Source organism: Streptomyces alboniger, assembly GCF_008704395.1.
In the GTDB taxonomy this organism is placed as follows: domain Bacteria; phylum Actinomycetota; class Actinomycetes; order Streptomycetales; family Streptomycetaceae; genus Streptomyces; species Streptomyces alboniger.
Map to the genome: position 1 here is coordinate 5552219 of NZ_CP023695.1, position 21220 is coordinate 5573438.

The window sequence follows — 21220 nt, forward strand, 5'->3', positions numbered from 1 at the left end:
GTTCGAACGCGGGACGGCAGGTCTACGGGAAGGTGACCTTCCAGCTGTTGATGTAGCCGGTGTCCTGCGCGGCCTTGTCCTGGACCTTCAGCTTCCAGGTGCCGTTGGCCACCTCGGAGGAGGCGTTGACCGTGTAGGTCTCCTTGACGTTGTCCGCGGAGTCCGAGCTGCTCGTGGGCTTCAGCGGATAGACCGTGCCGTCGGGGGCCACCAGGTCGACCTGGAGGTCACCGCGCCAGGTGTGCACGATGTCGACGCCGACCTTCAGGGCGCTCGGCGCGTTGCCGGTGCGTCCGGTGACGTTGACCGACGAGGTGACCGCGGCGCCGTTGTCCGGAATGGACACGTCCGTGGTGTTCTCGAAGGAGGTGCCGCCGGGCTCCTCGCCACCGGGGCGGGCGCCGACGTTCACCGCGGCCCAGGCGTGCGCCACGGCCTTGTACTCGGTGCTCGTCGTGCCGTACAGCTCACCGGCCACCGCGAGCGTCCCGGTGCGGGCCGCCGCGTAGTTGGTCGTGGTCGTGAACTTCGTGGTGAGCGCCTTGAACCAGATCAGCGACGCCTTGTCCCGGCCGATGCCGGTCACCGGCAGGCCGTCGGAGGTCGGCGAGTCGTACTGGACGCCGTTGATCTCCTTCTTGCCGCTGCCCTCGCTCAGCAGGTAGTAGAAGTGGTTGGCGACGCCCGACGAGTAGTGGACGTCGATGCTGCCTATCCCGGAGTACCAGGAGTCCTTGGACGAACCGTCCTTGCTCGGCTTGTCCATGTAGCGCAGCGGGGTGCCGTTGCCCCGGATGTCGATCTTCTCGCCGACGTTGTAGTCGCCGACGTCCTGCGGGTTGTTGGCGTTGAACTCGACGGCCGCCGCGAAGATGTCGGAGGTCGCCTCGTTCAGGCCGCCGGACTCGCCGCTGTACGTCATGTTGCCGGTCGCGGCCGTCACACCGTGCGTCATCTCGTGGGCCGCCACGTCGATGGACGTCAGCGGCTTGGCGTTGTTCGCGCCGTCGCCGTACGTCATGCAGAAGCAGGCGTCCGACCAGAAGGCGTTGACGTAGTTGTTGCCGTAGTGGACCCGGGAGTACGCGCCGACACCGTCGCCGCGGATACCGCTGCGGCCGTGCACGTTCTTGTAGTAGTCCCAGGTGAGCGCGGCGCCGTAGTGGGCGTCGGCGCCGGCCGTCTCCAGGTTGGAGGGCAGGCCGTTGCCCCACACGTCGTCGGCGCCCGAGAAGAGGGTGCCGGTGCCCGACGTGCCGCGGTTCAGGTTGTACGTCTTGTGGTTGCCGCGGGCGGTGTCGGTGAGGGTGTAGTTGGACCCCGACTGAGCCGTACCCAGGGGAACTTGGCCGCTGTACTGGGTGTTGCCCGTGCCGTTCTCGATGCCCTGCCACTGGAAGAGCTTCTTGCCGGTGGCGGCGTCCGTGACGACGTGCAGCTCGTTGGGGGTGCCGTCGTGCTGGAGGCCGCCGACCACGGTCTCGTACGCGAGGACCGGCTCACCCTTGGCCAGCCACACGACCTTGCGCGCCCGGTCCGCGTCGGTCTTCTTCGAGCCCTCGGCCTTCGCGGCGACCAGCGCCTGCTTCTCCGCGGCCGACGCCTTGACCTCGGCGCTCATGTCGATGCCCTTGAGGCGCGCCTTCGCGGCCTTGGTGACGCCCTCGGTCTTCCCCGACCTCGCGGTGTCGACGACGAGGTCGCCGCCGAGGACGGGCAGGCCGTCGTAGGTGCGCTCGTAGCGGGTGTGGACCGTGCCGTCACGGTCCTTGGTGACGTCGCGGACGACGAGCTTCTCCTTGGCGCCGAGGCCCAGGTCCTTGGCGGTGTCCGCCTTGGTGGCGTTGGCGTCGCGCAGGAGCTGCGCGCGCTGGGCGGGGGAGAGCTTGACGGCGAGCGCGCCGGGGTCGACCTTGCCGAGCTTCTGGGCGGGGGCCTTGGAGGCGGTCGTCCACGGGTCGTCGGCCGAGGCGGGGGCCGCCTGGACGGCGACGGCCAGCAGGGCGGCGACGGCGGACAGGGCGCCGGCCGCGGCGACACGTCTGTGGGAGGTGCTTCTCAACACGGACTCCTTCTGCGCGGCCGCGGGGGTGCGCGGCCAGAGCTACCGAACGGCTGGATCGCTGTCCGGGCAGAGCAAGGCGGAACGCAGAACTGGGCGGTGCACATGGGGTGTTGCGTGTGGGGAACCGCTGGCCGCCCCACGTTGTTGAAAGCCGTGCGGCGGTTGAGGGGAAGAGTGGCACCGGAGCCGGGCGTATGTCAGGGGCGCATCAAGAGTTGGCTGGAATTAGTCCGTTGGCCGGTGCGGTACGTTCACTATGCGGAGCTAGGCGGGAGGCCGTGACGGCCATCCCGGCCCGGGGCGCCCGCGCAGGGGTGAGTGCACGCGCAGGGGCGAGTCCCTGCACAGGGGCGAGTGCCCGCGCGGGGGCGGAGGGCCGCCGTCAGGCGCTCACCACGCTCTCCCGCCACGCCCGGTGGAGATCCGCGAACGAACCCGAGCCCGCGATGAGTTCAGCGGGCCTGCCGTCCTCCACCACCCGGCCGTGTTCCATCACGAGCACCCGGTCGGCGATCTCCACCGTGGAGAGGCGGTGGGCGATCACCACGGCCGTGCGGCCGCGCAGCACCGTGTGCATCGCGCGCTGCACGGCACGCTCGCCGGGGATGTCCAGGGAGCTGGTCGCCTCGTCGAGGATCAGGACCGCCGGGTCGGCGAGCAGGGCCCGGGCGAAGGCCACCAGCTGGCGCTGGCCCGCCGAGATCCGGCCACCCCGTTTGCGTACGTCCGTGTCGTAGCCGTCCGGCAGCGACGTGATGAAGTCGTGGGCGCCGATGGCCACGGCGGCCTGTTCGATCTCCTCGCGGGTGGCGTCGGGGCGGCCGATCGCGATGTTCTCGGCGACGGTCCCGGAGAACAGGAACGCCTCCTGCGTCACCATGACGACCCCGCGCCGCAGCTCGGCCCCCGACAGCTCCCGCAGGTCGACGCCGTCCAGCAGGACGCGGCCCTCCGTGGGGTCGTAGAAGCGGGCGAGCAGCTTGGCCAGCGTGGACTTGCCCGCACCGGTCGAGCCGACCACGGCGACGGTCTGCCCGGCGGGCAGCGTCAGGTCGAAGCGGGGCAGGACCTCGCCGCCCGTGCGGTAGGCGAAGCGCACCCCGTCGAAGCGCACCTCGCGGCCCGGGTGGCCGGACTCGCGGACCGGCAGCGGGCGCGTGGCGGACGCCTCCGGCTCGGGCACGGCCGGGGTCTGGGCGAGCAGCCCCGCCACCTTCTCCAGGGAAGCGGCCGCCGACTGATAGGAGTTGAGGAACATGCCGAGCCGGTCGATCGGGTCGTACAGCCGCCGCAGATACAGCACGGCCGCCGCGAGGACGCCGAGCGCGAGCCCGCCGTCCGCGACGCGGTGCGCGCCCCACAGGACGATGGCGGCGACGGCGACGTTGGCGACCAGCCGCGAGCCGACGACGTAGCGGGCCATCTCCAGCATGGCGTCGCCGTTGCTCCGCTCGTGCCGGCGGTTGAGCACGGCGAACTCCGCGTCGTTGGCCCGTTCCCTGCGGAAGGCCCGCACCGGCCGGATGCCGTTCACCGTCTCCGCGAACTTCACGATGACCCCGGCGATCGCGGTCGAGCGGGTGCGGAACATCGCCCCGGCGCGCCGCTGGTAGAGGCGTACGAGGAGGTAGAGCGGCACGAAGGAGGCCACCGCCAGCCCGCCGAGGCCCAGATCGAGCCAGAGCAGCATCGCCGAGATGTAGACGAACGAGAGCAGGACGGTGATCAGTTCCTGGAGTCCCTCGCTGAGCAGTTCGCGCAGCGACTCCACGTCGGTGGTGGAGCGGGAGATCAGCCGCCCCGAGGTGTACCGCTCGTGGAAGTCGACGCTGAGCGCCTGCGCGTGCCGGAAGATGCGGCCGCGCAGATCGAGCAGCACGTCCTGGTTGACGCGCGCGGAGGCGACGATGAACGCGTACTGGAGGGCGCCCGACGCGCCCGCGCAGAGCAGATAGCCGACGGCGATCGCGATCAACGGGCCGTAGTCGTCGGCGCGCACGGCGGGTACGCCGCTGTCGATGGCGTACGCGACGAGCAGCGGGCCCGCCTGCACGACGGCCTGCTGGACGAGCAGCAGCACGGCGGCGAGGGCGACGCGGGCGCGCAGCGGGGAGAGCAGCGAGCGCAGGAGGGCGCGGGTGGCGCCGGGCGGTGTGGGGAGGTCGTCCTTGTCGAAGGGGTCGTCCTCCGCGCCGGCGGGCTTGTCCGGTACGGGGGGTTCCGTGCGGCTGTCCGTGGGCGGGGTGGGGCCGTGCGCGGGCCGCGGCCGATCCGGCTCCGGCTCCGGCTCGGGCCCCGTGCTCCGTGACGTGGACGTCGACGAGGTGGTCATCGGGCAGCCTCCTCGGCAGCGTGGTCGGCGCGGTTCCCGGTCTCGGTGCCCGACATCAGCCAGGCGTACTCCGCGTTCTCCCGCAGCAGTTCCTGGTGCGTGCCGACGGCGGCGACGCGTCCGCCGGACAGCAGGGCGACGCGGTCGGCGAGCTGCACCGTGGAGGGGCGGTGGGCGACGATCAGCGCGGTCGTGTCCGCGAGGACCCGCCGCAGCGCCGCCTCCACCAGCGCCTCCGTATGGACGTCCAGCGCGGAGAGCGGGTCGTCGAGGACCAGGAAGCGGGGGCGGCCCACCACCGCGCGGGCCAGGGCGAGGCGCTGGCGCTGGCCGCCGGAGAGGCTCAGGCCCTGCTCGCCGACCTGTGTGCCGGTGCCCTGCGGGAGGGCGTGTACGAAGTCGGCCTGCGCCACGTCCAGGGCGCGGGCCAACTCGGCCTCCCCGGCGCTCTCTTCGGCGCCCATCAGGACGTTCTCGCCGACCGTCGCGGAGAACAGCGTCGGCTCCTCGAAGGCGACGGCCACCAGCGTGCGCAGCCGCTCGCGGTCCATCGCCGTGATGTCGACGCCGTCGAGGGTGATGCGCCCGCCGGTCACCTCGTGCAGCCTCGGCACCAGCGCGGTGAGCGTCGTCTTGCCGCTGCCGGTCGCGCCGACGACGGCCATGGTCTCGCCGGGCCGGATGTGCAGGTCCACGTGGGCGAGCACCGGTGGCGCGTCCGGCGGGGCGTCGGGATACCTGAACTCGACGTCGCGGAACCGCAGTCCACCGTCGCTTTCGCCGTGGCGCCGGTCGCGCCCGTCGGCAGGCGTCACCGCGTCGTCCTCCGGCTCCGCGTCCATCACCTCGAAGTACCGCTCGGTGGCCGTCGCCGACTCCTGGCTCATCGCGAGCAGGAAGCCGATCGACTCCACCGGCCAGCGCAGCGCCAGCGCCGTCGACAGGAAGGCGACGAGCGTGCCCGCGGACAGGTCGCCGTCCGCGACCCGCACCGTGCCGAGGACGAGCGCCGCCCCGATCGCCGCCTCGGGAAGCGCCATGATGACCGCGTAGATCGCCGCGAGGATCCGCGCCTTGGCCAGCTCCGTGCCCCGCAGGGTGTGCGAAAGCTCGCGGAAGGCCCGCGCCTGGCTGCGATGGCGGCCGAATCCCTTGATGATGCGGATGCCGAGCACGCTCTCCTCGACGACCGTCGTCAGATCGCCGACCTGGTCCTGAGCCCGCCGCGCCACGGCGGTGTACCGCCCCTCGTAGTACGCGCACACGATCACCATCGGCGCCACGGGCGCGAGCAGCACGAGCCCGAGCGTGAAGTCCTGGCCCAGCAGGATGATCACGCCCACCACGATCGTCGCTCCGTTGACCAGCAGGAACGTCAGCGGAAAGGCGAGGAACATCCGCAGCAGCATCAGGTCCGTCGTGCCGCGCGAGAGCAACTGCCCCGACGCCCACCGGTCGTGGAAGGCGACCGGGAGCCGCTGGAGATGGCGGAAGAGGTCCGCACGCATCGCCGCCTCCACGCCCGCCAGCGGCCGGGCGACGAGCCATCGCCGCAGCCCGAAGAGCAACGCCTCCGCGAGGCCGAGCACCAGCAGCACGAGCGCCCCGAGCCACACCCCCGCCCCGTCCCCCTCGGCCACCGGGCCGTCCACCATCCACTTCAGCACGAGGGGGAAGACAAGCCCCGTACAGGAGGCGACGACCGCGACGAACGCCGCGGTGATCAGGCGAGTCCGGACCGGGCGCACGTACGGCCACAGCCGCAGCAGTGTCCGGACGGTGGACCGCCCCTCGGCGGGTGCGTCGGCGGGCCCCTCGGCGGGCGCATCTGATTTCGGCATCAGGAGCGAGCCTACGGATGACCACTGACAGCGCCCACCGAGTTTTGGCCCGCACGCGGTACTCCGCTGGTCGTAGGTCTCACGCGTACGCGCCCCCGGCAACGAACCGCTGAGCACCCGTGAGAGGGAGGTGCTCGCGCTCGTCGCCAGGGGCACGTGGAACCGCGCGATAGCCGCGGAACTGTTCATCAGCGAGGCCAAGGCCTACAGCAGGGGCATCTGGGCTGAGGGCCCGCAGCCGGCCAACGACGATCAGGCGGCTTCCCACAGCGCGGGCGTACCGGCCGGCTCCCAGCCGACCTGTGCCTGATGCGCCTGCAAGCAGCGATACGTGGATCCGCCGTACGTCACGGAGTCACCTGCCGCGTAGACCCGGCCTGAGGCCCACGTACCCCCGGGCTCGGGCTCACCGGGCTCAGGGTTGCCCCCACCCCCCGTGGTCCTGAGCGTCAGGCCGAACTGCTGGAGCAGCGGATTGATCGGCTGGTGGAACGTCGTACCGCCACTGCGGCAGTTGCCCGACCCGCCCGAGGTGACGCCCTGCGCCTGGCTCCCGGAGATGTAGGAGCCGCCCGAGTCACCGGGCTCCGCGCAGACCGTGGTCCTGGTCACGCCGCTGATGGTGCCCTGGGGGTAGGTGACGCTGGTGTTGTGCTGCGAGATGGTGCCGCAGTGCCACCCCGTCGTGGAGCCTGACCGGCAGATCGACGCACCCACCGGGGACTGCGTGGAGCCCCCGACGCCGACCCGCTGGCCGCCCGGACCCTTCACGTACGGGGTGGCGGTCCACTGCGTGTTCGTGGCGACCCAGGCCATGTCCCTGCCGGGGAAGATCGACCCCTGGAACGTGCCCTGGGCCACCCGGTTGTAGCCGGTGGTCGCCGTGCCCACGCGCCCGCAGTGCCCGGCCGTGGCGAAGCCCTGCTGCGCGCCCTTGGTGACGGAGAAGCCGATGGAGCAGCGGCCGCCTCCCATGTAGTACGCGTCGCCGCCCACGAGGTCGTACAGCGGCCGGGGCCGTTCCCGGGTCCTCTCCACCTGTACGAGGGAGGAGTCCACGCCCGCCGCCGAGACGAGGGACCTCGCGGCGCCGGCCTTCACCGCGCGCACCACGACCGCGTTGGAGCGCACGTCGACGTACCAGACGGGTGCGTCGCGCGTCGCCTCCTTCTTCGCCGCCCGGTCCAACTTGGCCTTCGCCGAGTCCAGTTGGGCGACCGAGTACGGCACGACCCGCGCCCGCGCGCCGCGCGCCTCGATGAGGGGGACGTCGGCGGCGTCGGTGGTGGCCACGGTGAGCTGGTGGGAGGTGGCGCCGTGCACCCAGGCGCCCGCGAAGTCACGGCCGAGCGCGTTCCGCAGGGCTCCCGCGTCGGCGCCGGCCTCGGCCTCGTTGACCAAACGAGCCTTGGCCTGCGCCGACGTGAGGCCGAGGTCGCGCTGCATCGCCTTCAAGACTCCGGGAGAGGTCTTGCCGACGGCGGCGCTCTCGGCGGGGGAGGGGAACGGGGAGGCGGCGGGGCCGGCCTGCGCGAGGGCGCTGCCGGGCAGCCCGGCGAGCACCAGCGCACCGGCCGCGACGGCGACGGCGGCGCGGGTCGCGGCGGCACGTCTGTGGGGTATGGGGAGCATGTGGGGGTCTCCTCGGGGGGCGAGGGGGCGAGCGGGGATTCGCCCACACCGTAGGACCCTCAACAGCACTCCAGTAGACGTCGGTTGACCCCGGTACCCCGTGTTATGGAAGCCCCGGGGAGACCCCCGCGCCCCGCGTCAAGGAGGGCCCGGCGAGGCCCCAGCGCCCCGCGTCGCCGAAGGCGCCGCCAGCCACGCCGTGTAGCTCTCGCTGCGGGCCGCCGCCTCGGCGTGGGCCGTGCGGGCCTGGGCGAAGACCGCCGCCGCCGTGTCGCGGGCCGGGGCCGCCGGGTGCCAGCCGAGCACATGACGCCAGTACAGCGGCGTCCCCGCCAGGGGCCTGGTCACCAGGCCCGGAGTCGGCGGGAAGGTCGCCCGGCACAGGCCCACCGCCCGGCCCACCTGCACCAGATGGACGCAGGACGCGACATCCGTCTCGTACACCCGCGCGGGAGTGAACCCCGCACGCGCGCACGCCGCGGTGAAGCAGTCCCCGAAACAGCCGTCCCCCGGCACGTCCGCCCATGCCTCACCCGCCAGCAGCGCCAGCTCGATCTCCTGGCGGCCCGCCAGCGGATGGCCGGTCGGCAGCATGACGAACACGGGGTCGCGGCCCACCTCCCGCCACACCAGCAGCTCGCTCTCCGGCGGCGCGCTCGCCCCGCACGTCCCCACCAGCGCGAAGTCCAGCCGCCCGGCCGCCGTGCGCGCCGCGATGTCCCGCTCCGACCAGGAGGTGTGGGTCGACACCGGCACTCCCGGGTGCGCGGCGGCGAGCCGGTCCACCAGCGCGCCGAGCAGCGGCCCGTGCGTTCCGCCGAGCCGGAACTCGGCGCCGCCCTCCCAGGCCCCCGCGAACCGCCGCGCCTCCTCCCGCAGCCCGCTCACCGCGGGCAGCACGACCCGGGCCCGCGCCAGCACGAACTCACCGAGCGCGGTGGCCCGCACCCCGTGCCGCCCCCGCTCGAACAACTCCCCGCCGAGAACACGCTCGATCCGCTTCAACTGCGCGCTCAGGGCGGGCTGGGCGAGCCCGAGCGCGGTGGCCGCCTTGGTGAGGCTGCCCGCGTCGGCGATCGCCCGGATCGTCTTCAGGTGCCGCAACTCCAGGTCCATACGGTGAGCTTGGGGCGCGACGCATGCCGGGGCAATACGTAGGTCCAGACCACGCGCGTCAGGCGTCGCGGACCCGCAACAACAACACCGTTCGCCCCGCCACCGTCACCGCGCCCCCCGCCCGGTGCACGGTGCCGGGCGGCTCCCCCTGCTCCTCCAGCGCGGTGTCCACGACGACCTCGTACGACGAGGCCCACGGCGGTCCCGGCAGCACGAAGCGCGCCGGACGGTCCGCCGCGTGCAGGACCGCGAGGAAGCTGTCGTCGACCACCTGCGCCCCCCGGGCGTCACGGCCCGGTATGTCACGCCCGGAGAGGTACATCCCGAGCGTCGCCGCGGGCGCGTACCAGTCGGCCTCCGTCATCTCCGTGCCGCGCGTCGTGAACCACGCCAGATCCCGCAGCCCGTCCGCCGAGTGCGCGCGCCCCGAGAAGAACGCCCGCCGCCGCAGGACGGGGTGCCGGTGCCTCAGCTCTATCAGGCGTGACGTCAGCGCGAACAGCTCACGCCAGCCCGGCTCCTCCCGCAGCCCCCAGTCGACCCAGCTGACCTCGTTGTCCTGGCAGTACGCGTTGTTCGAACCGCCCTGCGTGCGCCCCATCTCGTCCCCGGCGACGAACATCGGCACGCCCGTCGACAGCAGCAGCGTCGTCGTGAGGTTGCGCAGCTGCCGGCGCCGCAGCGCCGATATGTCCGCGTCGTCCGTCTCACCCTCGGCCCCGCAGTTCCAGGAGCGGTTGTCGTCCGAGCCGTCCCGGTTCCCCTCGCCGTTGGCCTCGTTGTGCTTCCGCTCGTACGACACCAGGTCCCGCAGCGTGAAACCGTCGTGCGCGGTCACGAAGTTCACCGACGCGTACGGCCTGCGCCCGCCCCACGCGTACAGATCGCTGGACCCCGAGAGCCGGTACCCCAGATCCCGTACGTCCGGCAGCGCGCCCCGCCAGAAGTCCCGTACCGCGCCCCGGTAGCGGTCGTTCCACTCCGTCCACAGCGGAGGGAACGCCCCCACCTGATAGCCGCCCGACCCCACGTCCCACGGCTCCGCGATGAGCTTCACGCGCCGCAGCACCGGATCCTGCGCGATCACCGCGAGGAACGGCGAGAGCATGTCGACGTCGTGGAAGGACCGCGCGAGCGCCGCCGCCAGATCGAAGCGGAAGCCGTCCACGCCCATCTCCGTCACCCAGTACCGCAGCGAGTCCGTGATCAGGCGCAGCACGTGCGGCTGGACGACCTGGAGCGTGTTCCCGCAGCCCGTGTAGTCCGCGTACCGCCGCGCGTCACCCGGCTGCAACCGGTAGTAGCCGCGGTTGTCGATGCCCTTGAGCGACAGCATCGGGCCCAGCTCACCGGCTTCCGCCGTGTGGTTGTAGACCACGTCGAGGATCACCTCGATCCCGGCCTCGTGCAGCGCCCGCACCATCCGCTTGAACTCACCGACCTGCTGACCCGCCGTACCCGACGCCGCGTACGCCGCGTGCGGGGCGAAGTAGCCGATCGAGTTGTACCCCCAGTAGTTCCTGAGCCCCCGCCGCAGCAGATGGTCCTCGTGCGCGAACTGGTGCACCGGCAGCAGCTCGACCGCCGTCACCCCAAGACGTACGAGATGGTCGAGCGCGGCGGGGTGCGCAAGACCCGCGTACGTGCCGCGCAGCTCCGGCGGAACCCCCGGATGCAGCTTGGTGAAGCCCCGCACGTGCAGCTCGTAGATGACCGAGTCCGCCCACGGCGTCTTCGGCCGCCGGTCGTCGGCCCACTCGTCGTCCGGCGCGTGGTCGTGCACGACCACGCCCTTGGGGACGTACGGCGCCGAGTCCCGGTCGTCGCGCACGGTGTCCGCCACGTGCTGCTGGGGCCAGTCGCGCACATGCCCGTACACCTCGGCGGGCAGCGCGAAGTCACCGTCCACCGCTCGCGCGTACGGATCGAGGAGCAGCTTCGCCGGATTCCAGCGGGCGCCCGTCCACGGATCCCAGCGGCCGTGCACGCGATAGCCGTACCGCTGGCCGGGCCGCACGCCCGGCACGAAACCGTGCCAGATCTCGTGCGTCAGCTCGGTCAGGGGACAGCGCGTCTCACCGCCCCGGTCGTCGAACAGACACAGCTCCACCGACTCCGCCCCGCCCGCCCACAGCGCGAAGTTGGTCCCCGCCACCCCGTCGGGACCGACCCTGAAGCGTGCCCCGAGCGGCGTCGGCGCCCCCGGCCACACCGGCCGCGTCGGCACCACGCGGCCCGCGGGCCTCCTGCTCCCGTTCACCGCGGGGGCCGGCCGCTCGGGCGCGGCGCGCCCCTTCGCCCGTGCCTCCCGCACTGCCCCTTGCTCGGATGCGCTCGACACCTGTCAGCCTCCCGCGGCTCTGCCGGCCGACGCGCGAAGAAGGGCATACGGCGTCCCGGCCGCGGCTCCCCCTGCGTCGTCCTCCCCACTAGTTCTGCCCAGCGCGCGCGTCGCACTCACGTTTCCCCGGGCCGGGACGGTCGTTGGGTCCCACGTGAGACAGGTTGCGAGGCGCGCACGGCGCGCAGGGGCCGCGCTGGCCGCGGCAGTGACATGGGCCGGACTGCTGGCCGGGGCGGCGGGCTGCACCGGCGGCGGCCTCGACGGAGTCCTCGGGAAACCGCGCTCACCCGCGGACGCGATCCGGGTGACCCCCGACGACGAGAGCAGAGGCGTCAAGCCCGACGAACGGCTGGAGGTGAAGGTCCCCGGCGGCCGACTGGAGTCGGTCGAGGTGGTCCGGACGCAGGACGCGCAGCAGTTCGATGTGCCCGGCCGCATCGACGAGGACGGCATGACCTGGCGCCCTCTGGACAAGGGCCCGCTCGCCGTCGCCGCCACCTACAAGGTCGACGCCGTCGCCCTGGACGGCCACGGCCGCCGCACCGCCCGGCACACGACCTTCCGGACGGAGGTCCCCGACAAGCGCTTCGTCGCCTACGTGGCGCCCGAGAACCGCTCCACGGTCGGCACCGGCATGATCATCTCCCTGGAGTTCAACCAGGAGGTGGAGAACCGCGCGGCGGTGCAGCGCGCCATCGAGGTCACCGCCCGCCCGGCCGTCGACATCCGCCCGCACTGGTTCGGCAAGACCCGCGTGGACTTCCGCCCCGAGAAGTACTGGAAGCCCGGCACGAAGGTCACCGTCGGACTGCGGCTGCGCGACGTCGAGGCCGCGCCCGGTGTCTTCGGCCTCCAGGACAAGACCTTCGCGTTCACCGTCGGCCGCAACCAGGAGTCGCTGGTCGACGCCGCCGACCACACCATGGAGGTGCGCCGCGACGGTGAGCTGATCTCCACCGTGCCGATCACCGCTGGAGCCCCCAAGACCACCACGTACAACGGGAAGATGGTGGTGACGGAGATGCTCGAAGTGACCCGCATGAACAGCCGCACGGTCGGCTTCGGCGGCGAGTACGACATCCCCGACGTGCCGCACGCCATCCGCCTGACGACCTCCGGCACCTTCCTGCACGGCAACTACTGGGCCCCGGACGCCCCCGGCAACACGAATGTCAGCCATGGTTGCGTGGGCCTGCGCGACGTGAAGGGCGGCAGTTCCAAGACACCCGCGGGCTGGTTCTTCGACCGCACCCTCATCGGGGACGTCGTCGAAGTGGTCAACAGCGATGACAAGAAAGTCGCTCCCGACAACGGCCTCGGCGGCTGGAACATGGGGTGGAAGGACTGGGTGAAATCAGGGTGAAGAACGGCCGACCATGATCCATCCGCACCCCGCGGGCAGTTGGAACGGAACGGTGACATTGGCGGGGAGTCGCCGCCCGGATCCATATGGTTATCTATCGCTGGCGCGTGTCTGAAACGCGCAGGTGCACTGGGGTGCGGGCCTGGATCCAGGCCGTGCGAGGGGAGACACATCTTGAACGGGCGACCGATATCGGGGACGTCGGTTGGCGCGCGCACGCGCGCGCGACGGCGGGGCGCCAGAGGGCTGACAGCGGTGCTGTCGGGAGCGGCACTGCTGGCGGTGGCGGCCTGCGGCGGGGGCGGCTCGGACGCGGGCGGGGACGGCAAGGGCAAGGCGGACAAGAACGCCCCGTCGGCGGCCGTCGTGACGATAGCCCCCAAGGACGGGGCGAAGTCGGTGGCCACCAGCGGGGCCCTGAAGATATCCGCCGACAAGGGCAAGCTCTCCCAGGTCAAGGTCGAGGACAGCAAGGGCAACCCGGTCCCCGGCAAGATCACCTCGGGCGGCGCGGCCTGGACGCCCGCGCACCACCTCGCGGCGGCCACGACGTACAAGGTCCACGCGGTGGCGAAGGACTCCGAGGGCCGCGCGTCGGCCAAGGACACCTCCTTCACCACCCTCACCCCGCAGAACACCTTCATCGGCCAGTTCACACCGGAGGACGGCTCGAAGGTCGGCGTCGGAATGCCGTTCTCGGTGCGGTTCACGCGCGGCATCACCGACCCGAAGGCCGTCGAGAAGGCCATCGAGATCAAGACCGAGCCGTCCGTGCCGGTCGAGGGCCACTGGTTCGGCAACGACCGCATCGACTTCCGCCCGGAGAAGTACTGGAAGGCCGGTACGAAGGTCACCGTCAAGCTCAACCTCGACGGTGTCGAGGGCCGCCCGGGCGTCTACGGCAAGCAGTCCAAGACCCTGGACTTCACCATCGGCCGCAGCCAGGTCTCCACCGTCGACGCCAAGACGCACCAGATGAAGGTCGTCCGCGACGGCAAGCAGATCAAGAAGATCCCGATCACCGCGGGCGCGCCCGGCACGACCACGTACAACGGCCAGATGGTCATCAGCGAGAAGCTCCAGGTGACCCGGATGAACGGCGAGACCGTCGGCTTCGGCGGCGAGTACGACATCAAGGACGTCCCGCACGCGATGCGCCTGTCGACCTCCGGCACGTTCATCCACGGCAACTACTGGGCGGGCGGCGTCTTCGGCAACTCCAACGCCAGCCACGGCTGCATAGGTCTGAGCGACGTGCGCGGCGGCTACAGCAAGAAGACGCCCGCCGGCTGGTTCTTCAACAACTCGATGATCGGCGACGTCGTCGTGGTGAAGAACTCCGCGGACAAGAACATCCAGCCCGAGAACGGCTACAACGGCTGGAACATGTCGTGGGAGAAGTGGAAGGCGTAACGCCTCCCGAGGAGTGACCCGTGGGGCCCGGCGCACTGTGACGAAGTGCACCGGGCCCCACGGCGTTAACCCCCGCTAACGTGCCTGTCATGACTGCACACCTCGAAGTCGCTGAAGGCGTCGGCACGATCCGGCTCGACCGTCCCCCCATGAACGCCCTGGACATCGCCACCCAGGACCGCCTCAAGGAACTCGCCGCCGAGGCCACGCGCCGCGACGACGTGCGCGCCGTGGTGATCTATGGCGGCGAGAAGGTGTTCGCGGCGGGCGCGGACATCAAGGAGATGCAGGCCATGGACCACGCGGCCATGATCGCGCGCTCCGGGGCCCTCCAGGAGTCCTTCACCGCGGTGGCCCGCATCCCCAAGCCCGTCGTCGCCGCCGTCAACGGCTACGCGCTCGGCGGCGGTTGCGAACTGGCCCTGTGTGCCGACTTCCGCATCGCCGCGGACAACGTCAAGCTCGGCCAGCCCGAGATCCTGCTGGGCCTCATCCCCGGTGCGGGCGGCACCCAGCGCCTCGCCCGCCTGGTCGGCCCGTCCAAGGCCAAGGACCTCATCTTCACCGGGCGCCAGGTGAAGGCGGAGGAGGCGCTCGCCATCGGCCTGGTGGACCGCGTCGTACCCGCCGCCGAGGTGTACGAGCAGGCGCACGCCTGGGCCGCACGGCTCGCGCAGGGGCCGGCCATCGCGCTGCGCGCCGCCAAGGAGTCCATCGACGCGGGCCTGGAGACGGACCTCGACACGGGCCTGGCCATCGAGCGGACGTGGTTCGCGGGCCTGTTCGCCACGGAGGACCGGCAGCGGGGCATGCGGAGCTTCGTCGAGGAGGGCCCCGGCAAGGCGAAGTTCGTATGAACTCCCTTGCTCACCGCTCCAGTTGAACCGACGTCAGCCGACGTCCTCCCCCGAAGGGGCGGTTTATCGGCGGCTTAAGAGAGCCTTAAACCTGCCCGGTTCGAGGCTGTAAGTGATCACCTGTAAGCGACAAGTCATCGCAGGTGAGAGCGGCTTCCCCGGCTCATTTCTGCCAGTGGCATATGCCTACTCCACCCCCCGGAATGGTTGGTTCCGGGGGGCTTATTCCTTCGGAACGGCCCCGGCGGGGGTTCTGGGCGGCCATGATGGGGGGCATGGCGGGGCTGGAGGGTTACGAACGGCCGCGGCGGCACGGGAGTGCGACCGCGGCGCGCTGGTCGCCGGCGGTAGAGGACGAACACGCGCTGAAGGCGCTCGAGTTGTTCGGCAATCCGACGGACGCGGAAGTTCCGCTGCCGTCGCGCCCGGAGTCCGCCGCCATCGCGCGCCGACTCGCCCAGGTCGTCGTCCTGCGCCACTGGCACCTCTCCCCGAAGCTCACCGAGGACGTCGTCCTGCTCGTCTCCGAACTCGTCGGGAACGCCGTGCGGCACACCGGCGCCCGGGTCTTCGGCCTCCGCATGGAGAAGCGGCGCGGCTGGATCCGCGTGGAGGTCCGCGACCCCTCGCGGGGCCTGCCCTGTCTGATGCCCGTGCACGAGATGGACCTGAGCGGACGCGGCCTCTTCCTCGTCGACAAGCTCTCCGACCGCTGGGGCGTCGATCTGCTGCCGCGCGGCAAGACGACGTGGTTCGAGATGCGGGTCTCCGACCGCTGACACGCGAAAGCCCCCTGCGGCCGCGAGCGGGCGGGGGGCCTCCGTGGGGCGGCGTGGACGGTTTTGGGGTGTGTCCACGGCCGCCGAGACGACCTGAGCCCGGGTCAATGGGGGTCGTGACCCCGACTATGGCAGACGGGGGCTCAAGATCCAAAAGGCCCGCACGGGCATTAAGGGGCAAATTAGGACAGCTGTAAGGCGAATCCTTGGTGAGTTGGGCCACTTGCCTGGTAAAGGCTGGTTAAAGCGCGGCTGTGGCAGGTGATAAACAAGATCCGGAAAGTCCGGTGCTGCCACCGGGAGGGCTCGCGAGTCGGGTCAATAACCGCAAATCGTCCTTTACGCCCCTTAAATGGTCGCGTGACTGAGCATGCGACGGATGCGGGAGCCCCCGGCGGCAGGCGGCGGGGGGTGCTGCGGGCCGGGGCGGCGGTGACCGCCACGGGGATCGGAGCCGCGCTCGGAGCCACGCTCGGGGGCGGGCTCCTCGCGGGATGCGGCACCACGGGCTCCGGGCGCGCCTCCGACCCCGCGCGCGCCTCCTACCCCACACGCGCCACGGACTCCGCACGCGCTTCCGGCCCCGCGGGCACTACGGACCCCGCGCACTCCTCAGGCCCCGTGCGCACCTCCGACCCCGCACGCAACGGCCCTCCCTCCTCCAGGGCGCCCTCGCCAGGACCCGCGCCCCGCCGCTTCCCCGGCCTCCCCGAACAGATCACCCACGGCCCCCGCGACCGCCCCCGGGTCGCCCTCACCTTCCACGGGCAGGGCGATCCCGCCACCGCCGAGGCGCTGCTCGCCGAGGCGGAGAGGGCGGGCGCCAAGGTCACCGTGCTCGCCGTCGGCGGCTGGCTCGACGAACACCCCGCCCTCGCCCGCCGCATCCTGGACGGCGGCCACGACCTCGGCAACCACACCCTGCGCCACCTCGACATCAACGACATGTCCGAGGCCGACGCCTACGCCGAGATCACCGGGTGCGCGGACCGCCTGCGGCGCCTCACCGGCTCCGTCGGCACCTGGTTCCGCCCCTCGCGCGCCCGCACGGCGAGCCCCCTCGTCACCCGCCTCGCCCACCGCGCGGGGTATCCGCACGTCCTCTCGTACGACGTCGACTCCCTCGACTTCACCTCGCCGGGCGCCCCGGCCGTCACCCGCACGATCGCCGCCGAGGTCCGTGCGGGATCCGTGGTGAGCCTGCACTTCGGGTACGCGGACACCGTCGCCGCGCTCCCCGACATCCTGCAAGAACTGGAACGCCGCGGCCTGCGCGCGGTGACGACCACGGAGCTGCTGACCTGATGTCCCGTACGCGACTGAACCTGACCAAGCGCGCCGCCGCCGCTCTCGCCGCCGGTGCCGTCCTCGCCGCCCTCGCCGGCTGCGGCGGCGACAAGCGGTCCGACGAGGCCCTCGGTACCGAGGGCGTCCGCAAGCCCGCGAAGCCCAAGTCCGCCCCCGGGCTGCCCGGCATGCCGCCCGTCCTCGACCCCAAGGACGCCTATGCCGCGGACCGGCCGAACGCCCTTTCGCCCGTGGCCAAGAAGTTCCTGCCGCGCGTCTACGTCCCGAACACCGAGTCCGACACGGTGTCCGTCATCGACCCCAAGAAGTTCAAGGTCGTCGAGACCATCAAGGTCGGCGACCAGCCGCAGCACGTCGTCCCCTCCTGGGACATGAAGACCCTCTGGGTCAACAACGACCTCGGCGACAGCCTCACCGCCATCGACCCGGTCACCGGCGAGACGGGCCGCACCGTCGACGTCTCGGACCCGTACAACCTCTACTTCACGCCGAACGGCAAGCACGCCATCGTCATGGCCTCCATGGACCGCGAACTCGTCTTCCGCGACCCGAAGACCATGAACCGCGTCAAGACCGTCCCCGTGACCTGCGCGGGCGTCAACCACGCCGACTTCTCCATGGACGGCCGCTACTTCATCGTCTCCTGCGAGTTCTCCGGCGAACTCCTCAAGGTCGACACGGAGAAGATGAAGATCGTCGGCCAGCAGAAGATCCCCTTCAAGGGCGCCATGCCGCAGGACGTGAAGATGTCCCCGGACGGCAAGACGTTCTACATCGCCGACATGATGGCGCACGGCATGTGGGTCCTGGACGGCAAGAAGTTCACGACGCCGAAGCTCCTGCGCACCGGCAAGGGCTGCCACGGCCTGTACGTCAGCCGCGACTCCAAGGAGATGTACATCTCCAACCGCGGCGAGGGCACCATCTCCGTCTTCGACTTCCCGAAGAACAGACTCACCAAGAAGTGGAAGCTTCCGCAGGGCGGCAGCCCCGACATGGGCGGCGTCTCGGCGGACGGCAACACGCTCTGGCTCTCGGGGCGTTACGACTCCGAGGTGTACGCCATCGACACCCGCACAGGTGTCCAGCTGGCCCGCATTCCGGTCGGCAGCGGGCCACACGGCCTCGCCGTCTACCCGCAGCCCGGGCGCTATTCCCTCGGGCACACGGGCATCTTCCGTTGACAGATTGATGGTTGACGGTTGATCGATGCCGACACCGGGCACAAAAAGGGCAGTTCGCAAACCCCCCCGGCGTATCACTGCTCTCGGAGGCCGCCATGCTGCGTGGCATCGACGTCAGCTCCCATCAGTCCACGTTCTCCACCGACGGCCTCTCCTTCGTGATCATAAAAGCGACGGAGGGCCGCTCGTACGTCAACCCGAAACTGGCCGCCCAGACCAAGCAGGCCCGCGACGGCGGCTGCGTCGTCGGCTTCTACCACTTCCTGTGGCCGGGGAACATCACGGCCCAGGCGGAGTACTTCGTCAGCAAGGCCCCCGAGCAGACGGGGGACTTGCTGGCGGTGGACTGGGAGTGGACGGGGGACCACACGGCCGCCACCAACGCGGAGAAGGACCGCTTCATCCGCGAGGTGAAGCGGCTCCGCCCCGGTCACAGGGTGATTCTCTACTGCAACCGGGATTTCTGGTTGAACCGGGACGACACGTCCTACGCGGGTGACGGACTGTGGATCGCCGACTACGTCACGGCGGGCAAGCCGCGCATCCAGGCGCAGTGGAAGATCCATCAGTACACGTCGTCGCCGATCGACAAGAACGTCGCCTGTTTCGAGAGCGAGGACGCGATGCGGGAGTGGGCGTCGCCCTAGTCGTCCGTCCGGGCCGCCCCCCTAGGCGGGTCAGGCGCGCCAGTCGGCCGTGCGCTCCGGGGTGGCCGCTTCGAGGGCCTTGCGGATCTCCTCGACGCCGCCGCGGTGGCCGTACACGGGAGTTCCGGGCTGCTGGCGCCACGACTCGTCCTGGCCGCCGTTGTCGACGGTGTCGAAGCCGAGTTCGTCGATGAGGTCGCGTACGACCTTCTTGGCGGCCTCGTCGTCGCCGGACACCGGCAGGGCTACGCGGCCCGGGGCGCCCTTGGGCTGCGGCTTGTCGAGGATGTCGTCGGAGTACGTGCCGTTGAACGCCTTGACGACGGGGTGGCCGATCTGCCGCTCCGTCCAGCGGCTCTCGGGCAGGCCGTCCTCGATCTCGGCGATCCTGCCGTCGCGCTGCTGCGGGTAGTAGTTGCCGGTGTCGATGACGGCGACGTCCTCGGCCGCCCCGTCGAGGAAGCCCTTGGGCAGGTCGGGCACGGCCTTGAGCGGGATCGTCACGACGACGACCTGCGCGCCGCGGGCGGCCTCCTCGACGGGGACGGGCGTCGCGCCGGTCTCCTCGGCGAGGGCGGTCAGGGTGTGCGGGCCACGGGAGTTCGCGACGGAGACGTCGTGGCCGAGAGCGGTGAGGCGACGGGTGAGGTTGCCGCCGATGTTGCCCGCCCCGATGATGCCGATCTTCATGACTGCCCTTTCGATGGTCCGTACGGTCGTAACGGAGGTAACCTCCGGAACCGCCCGGGGTATTCCGGGCACGCCGAACGGATCATCGTTCGACCGCACGGCCGGGCCTCGGGCCTTCGCGACGTCTACCCCACGTGCCCGTTCGTCTCCAGCAGGCGGTGCGTGTCCCGGATCCGGTCCAGGCCCTCGAAGACCTCGGCGACCGCCGGCCGGTGCTCCGCTGCGGTCGGCGGCCGAACGTGCCGGATACGCGACGGAGTGCGCCTTCGCCAAGACGTTCAGGCGGGAGTTCGGTCTCGCGCCGGGCCGGGCGATGACCTGCGCCCAGATCGCGCCCGCGCCGTTGGCGCGCGCGGTCGGTCTCCCGTTCGGCGCGAGGATCATGAGGAGCCAGACCGGGGCGGCCAGGTAGAAGGCGAGTTCGAGGAGGGTACCGGTCATGCGGCGACCTCGATTTCCGTGGTGGAGGGAGTGGCGGGTCCGGCCGGGGTCCGCAGGGCCGCGCAGGTTTCCGCGGCCGTGGCGCCCGCGATCAGTGCGGCCGCCGTCAGGGTCGCGCAGTCCGGGTGGATCAGCGGCTGCCCGCGCAGTGCCTGCCAGGTGACCAGGGCGAAGAGCGCCGCGTACGCCGCCGAGCCCACCAGGACGAGCCGCAGGCTACGCACTCGTCGGCGAGGCGGGCCACGCGTGGCGCGAGAGCCATCAGCGCCGTGAGCAGCAGCGGGAGCAGCTGGAGCGCGTGCATGCCGGAGAAGTGCGGTATCCGCAGGTCACCGCCGGTCGTCGACCAGCCGGTCAGCGGCATCGAGGGCCCGCCGTCCGGGGCGCCGACGCTGTGCGCGCCGACCACCGGGGACTCGCCGCGCCGCTGGCGGGCCGCGGGCTGGGGGCGGCACCGGCAGCCGGGAGAACGCGGCGGTCGCGGGCACCGCTGACCGGCATCGCGAAGGGGCCCGGCACACCACGTGCGCCGGGCCCCTCCCGCTCCGCCTACTTCTTCAGGCTCGCCCAGAACTCGTCGAACGACAGGCGCTTGTCCGCGTCGCTGTCCTTCGCGCCGATGACGGCCTCGGCCACCGTCTCGGTCATGTAGAAGTCGCCCATCTTGGCCATGGCGCTCTTCCACTCGGCCGCCGTGATGAAGCCGTCGCCGTCCGCGTCGAACTGGTCGAACGTCCTGCGCGCTTCCTCGATGTCCGCCACCGGATCCACCCCTTCTTGGTGCACTACTGACGGGGGTCAGGGTAACGGCCGTCCCCGGTCCGCATCACAAGGAGTACGCCCATGGCCAGTGCCTCAGCCTCCCTCGGGGCGCTCCTGGACGCCGCCGCGCGCGGTGTGTTCCCGCCACCGGACGGCTCCACCACGGTCGTGCCGCAGGCCGCCCACCGCGACGCGGGCGTGATCGCGTTCACGGCGCACTCCGTCGTCTTCACCGACGAGGACCCGGAGTGGGTGCGGTCCACGCACCGGGCAACGCGCGCAGCGTGCGGGCCTTCCAGGCGGCGGGGTACCGGCCGGTGGGGTCGGAGGCCCTGTTCTTCGCGCGGTGAGCAGCGGGGCCTGTTCCACGCCGGGCGAGCAAACTCTTCGCTGCCGCGCCCGCCCAGGCACGACCGAGTTCGAGCCGGTCGGGGTCCGTGGCGTCG

Annotated in this window: 15 protein-coding genes and 4 pseudogenes; 10 read left to right on the top strand and 9 right to left on the bottom strand. The window is 71.4% G+C overall.

Translation table 11 applies throughout. The features are described 5' to 3' along the window. Window positions 1–22: 22 nt before the first annotated feature. The 3 genes from CP975_RS24920 to CP975_RS24930 all read right to left on the bottom strand — a co-directional run bounded on the left by CP975_RS24920 (window position 23) and on the right by CP975_RS24930 (window position 6238). Window positions 23–2062 (bottom strand): M4 family metallopeptidase, encoded by a 2040-nt coding sequence (locus tag CP975_RS24920; protein WP_055535344.1) that lies wholly within the window; start codon window positions 2060–2062, stop codon window positions 23–25. A 385-nt stretch (window positions 2063–2447) separates the two neighbouring features. Further along, window positions 2448–4397: an ABC transporter ATP-binding protein gene (locus CP975_RS24925; protein ID WP_055535342.1), complete on the bottom strand. Its 1950-nt coding sequence runs from the start codon at window positions 4395–4397 to the stop codon at window positions 2448–2450. Further along, window positions 4394–6238, bottom strand: coding sequence for an ABC transporter ATP-binding protein (locus tag CP975_RS24930; RefSeq protein WP_055535340.1), 1845 nt, complete (start codon window positions 6236–6238; stop codon window positions 4394–4396). The genes CP975_RS24925 and CP975_RS24930 overlap by 4 nt, the downstream gene beginning before the upstream one ends. A gap of 76 nt (window positions 6239–6314) precedes the next feature. Here CP975_RS24930 and CP975_RS24935 point away from each other — a divergent pair. Continuing rightward, window positions 6315–6548 (top strand): annotated as a pseudogene (locus CP975_RS24935) (LuxR C-terminal-related transcriptional regulator); the annotation flags it as partial. Here the strand turns inward: CP975_RS24935 and CP975_RS24940 are convergent. The 3 genes from CP975_RS24940 to glgX all read right to left on the bottom strand — a co-directional run bounded on the left by CP975_RS24940 (window position 6491) and on the right by glgX (window position 11327). Further along, window positions 6491–7870 carry an alpha-lytic protease prodomain-containing protein gene (locus CP975_RS24940; RefSeq protein ID WP_150477361.1) on the bottom strand — a complete coding sequence of 460 codons (1380 nt, stop codon included), beginning with the start codon at window positions 7868–7870 and terminating at the stop codon, window positions 6491–6493. The pseudogene CP975_RS24935 and the gene CP975_RS24940 overlap by 58 nt on opposite strands. 138 nt (window positions 7871–8008) lie before the next feature. Beyond that, window positions 8009–8986, bottom strand: a complete 978-nt coding sequence (locus CP975_RS24945) for a LysR family transcriptional regulator (protein WP_150477362.1) — start codon at window positions 8984–8986, stop codon at window positions 8009–8011. Window positions 8987–9044: 58 nt separating this feature from the next. Continuing rightward, a complete protein-coding gene (gene glgX / locus CP975_RS24950) occupies window positions 9045–11327 on the bottom strand; it encodes a glycogen debranching protein GlgX (RefSeq protein ID WP_055530108.1) in 2283 nt (760 codons plus the stop codon). A gap of 208 nt (window positions 11328–11535) precedes the next feature. Here glgX and CP975_RS24955 point away from each other — a divergent pair, with 208 nt between their 5' ends. The 7 genes from CP975_RS24955 to CP975_RS24985 all read left to right on the top strand — a co-directional run bounded on the left by CP975_RS24955 (window position 11536) and on the right by CP975_RS24985 (window position 18881). Beyond that, window positions 11536–12693 (top strand): L,D-transpeptidase, encoded by a 1158-nt coding sequence (locus CP975_RS24955; protein ID WP_246201622.1) that lies wholly within the window; start codon window positions 11536–11538, stop codon window positions 12691–12693. A 174-nt stretch (window positions 12694–12867) separates the two neighbouring features. After that, complete coding sequence (locus tag CP975_RS24960; protein WP_150477363.1) at window positions 12868–14106, top strand: L,D-transpeptidase; 1239 nt, start codon at window positions 12868–12870, stop codon at window positions 14104–14106. A gap of 89 nt (window positions 14107–14195) precedes the next feature. Continuing rightward, window positions 14196–14963 carry an enoyl-CoA hydratase/isomerase family protein gene (locus CP975_RS24965; protein WP_055530105.1) on the top strand — a complete coding sequence of 256 codons (768 nt, stop codon included), beginning with the start codon at window positions 14196–14198 and terminating at the stop codon, window positions 14961–14963. 275 nt (window positions 14964–15238) lie between these two features. Next, a complete protein-coding gene (locus CP975_RS24970) occupies window positions 15239–15742 on the top strand; it encodes an ATP-binding protein (protein WP_055530097.1) in 504 nt (167 codons plus the stop codon). A gap of 360 nt (window positions 15743–16102) precedes the next feature. After that, on the top strand, window positions 16103–17047 hold the full coding sequence (locus CP975_RS24975) for a polysaccharide deacetylase family protein (protein ID WP_342787977.1): 945 nt from the start codon (window positions 16103–16105) through the stop codon (window positions 17045–17047). Then, window positions 17047–18234: a YncE family protein gene (locus tag CP975_RS24980; RefSeq protein WP_055530095.1), complete on the top strand. Its 1188-nt coding sequence runs from the start codon at window positions 17047–17049 to the stop codon at window positions 18232–18234. The genes CP975_RS24975 and CP975_RS24980 overlap by 1 nt, the downstream gene beginning before the upstream one ends. Window positions 18235–18329: 95 nt before the next feature. After that, a complete protein-coding gene (locus CP975_RS24985) occupies window positions 18330–18881 on the top strand; it encodes a glycoside hydrolase family 25 protein (protein ID WP_055530093.1) in 552 nt (183 codons plus the stop codon). Between the two features lie 30 nt (window positions 18882–18911). Here the strand turns inward: CP975_RS24985 and CP975_RS36630 are convergent, their stop codons facing one another. Further along, window positions 18912–19571 (bottom strand): NADPH-dependent F420 reductase, encoded by a 660-nt coding sequence (locus CP975_RS36630; RefSeq protein ID WP_055530091.1) that lies wholly within the window; start codon window positions 19569–19571, stop codon window positions 18912–18914. A 217-nt stretch (window positions 19572–19788) separates the two neighbouring features. Between CP975_RS36630 and CP975_RS36635 the strand changes: the two are divergent. Next, window positions 19789–19983, top strand: a pseudogene (locus tag CP975_RS36635) (hypothetical protein); the annotation flags it as partial. A 25-nt stretch (window positions 19984–20008) separates the two neighbouring features. Here the strand turns inward: CP975_RS36635 and CP975_RS25000 are convergent. Both CP975_RS25000 and CP975_RS25005 read right to left on the bottom strand, forming a co-directional pair. After that, a pseudogene (locus CP975_RS25000) lies at window positions 20009–20427 on the bottom strand (hypothetical protein); the annotation flags it as partial. Between the two features lie 134 nt (window positions 20428–20561). Further along, window positions 20562–20774: an EF-hand domain-containing protein gene (locus tag CP975_RS25005; protein WP_055530109.1), complete on the bottom strand. Its 213-nt coding sequence runs from the start codon at window positions 20772–20774 to the stop codon at window positions 20562–20564. 81 nt (window positions 20775–20855) lie between these two features. On the opposite strand from CP975_RS25005, the pseudogene CP975_RS35920 reads away from it, so the two are divergent. Next, window positions 20856–21038, top strand: a pseudogene (locus CP975_RS35920) (GNAT family N-acetyltransferase); the annotation flags it as partial. Window positions 21039–21220 lie beyond the last annotated feature (182 nt).

Excerpts from the sequence above, each read along its gene's own strand:
- CP975_RS24925 (WP_055535342.1), bottom strand. The coding sequence starts at position 4,397 with ATGACCACCTCGTCGACGTCCACGTCACGGAGCACGGGGCCCGAGCCG.
- CP975_RS24930 (WP_055535340.1), bottom strand. The coding sequence starts at position 6,238 with ATGCCGAAATCAGATGCGCCCGCCGAGGGGCCCGCCGACGCACCCGCC.
- CP975_RS24940 (WP_150477361.1), bottom strand. The coding sequence starts at position 7,870 with ATGCTCCCCATACCCCACAGACGTGCCGCCGCGACCCGCGCCGCCGTC.
- CP975_RS24945 (WP_150477362.1), bottom strand. The coding sequence starts at position 8,986 with ATGGACCTGGAGTTGCGGCACCTGAAGACGATCCGGGCGATCGCCGAC.
- CP975_RS24965 (WP_055530105.1), top strand. The coding sequence starts at position 14,196 with ATGACTGCACACCTCGAAGTCGCTGAAGGCGTCGGCACGATCCGGCTC.
- CP975_RS24970 (WP_055530097.1), top strand. The coding sequence starts at position 15,239 with ATGGCGGGGCTGGAGGGTTACGAACGGCCGCGGCGGCACGGGAGTGCG.
- CP975_RS24980 (WP_055530095.1), top strand. The coding sequence starts at position 17,047 with ATGTCCCGTACGCGACTGAACCTGACCAAGCGCGCCGCCGCCGCTCTC.
- CP975_RS24985 (WP_055530093.1), top strand. The coding sequence starts at position 18,330 with ATGCTGCGTGGCATCGACGTCAGCTCCCATCAGTCCACGTTCTCCACC.
- CP975_RS36630 (WP_055530091.1), bottom strand. The coding sequence starts at position 19,571 with ATGAAGATCGGCATCATCGGGGCGGGCAACATCGGCGGCAACCTCACC.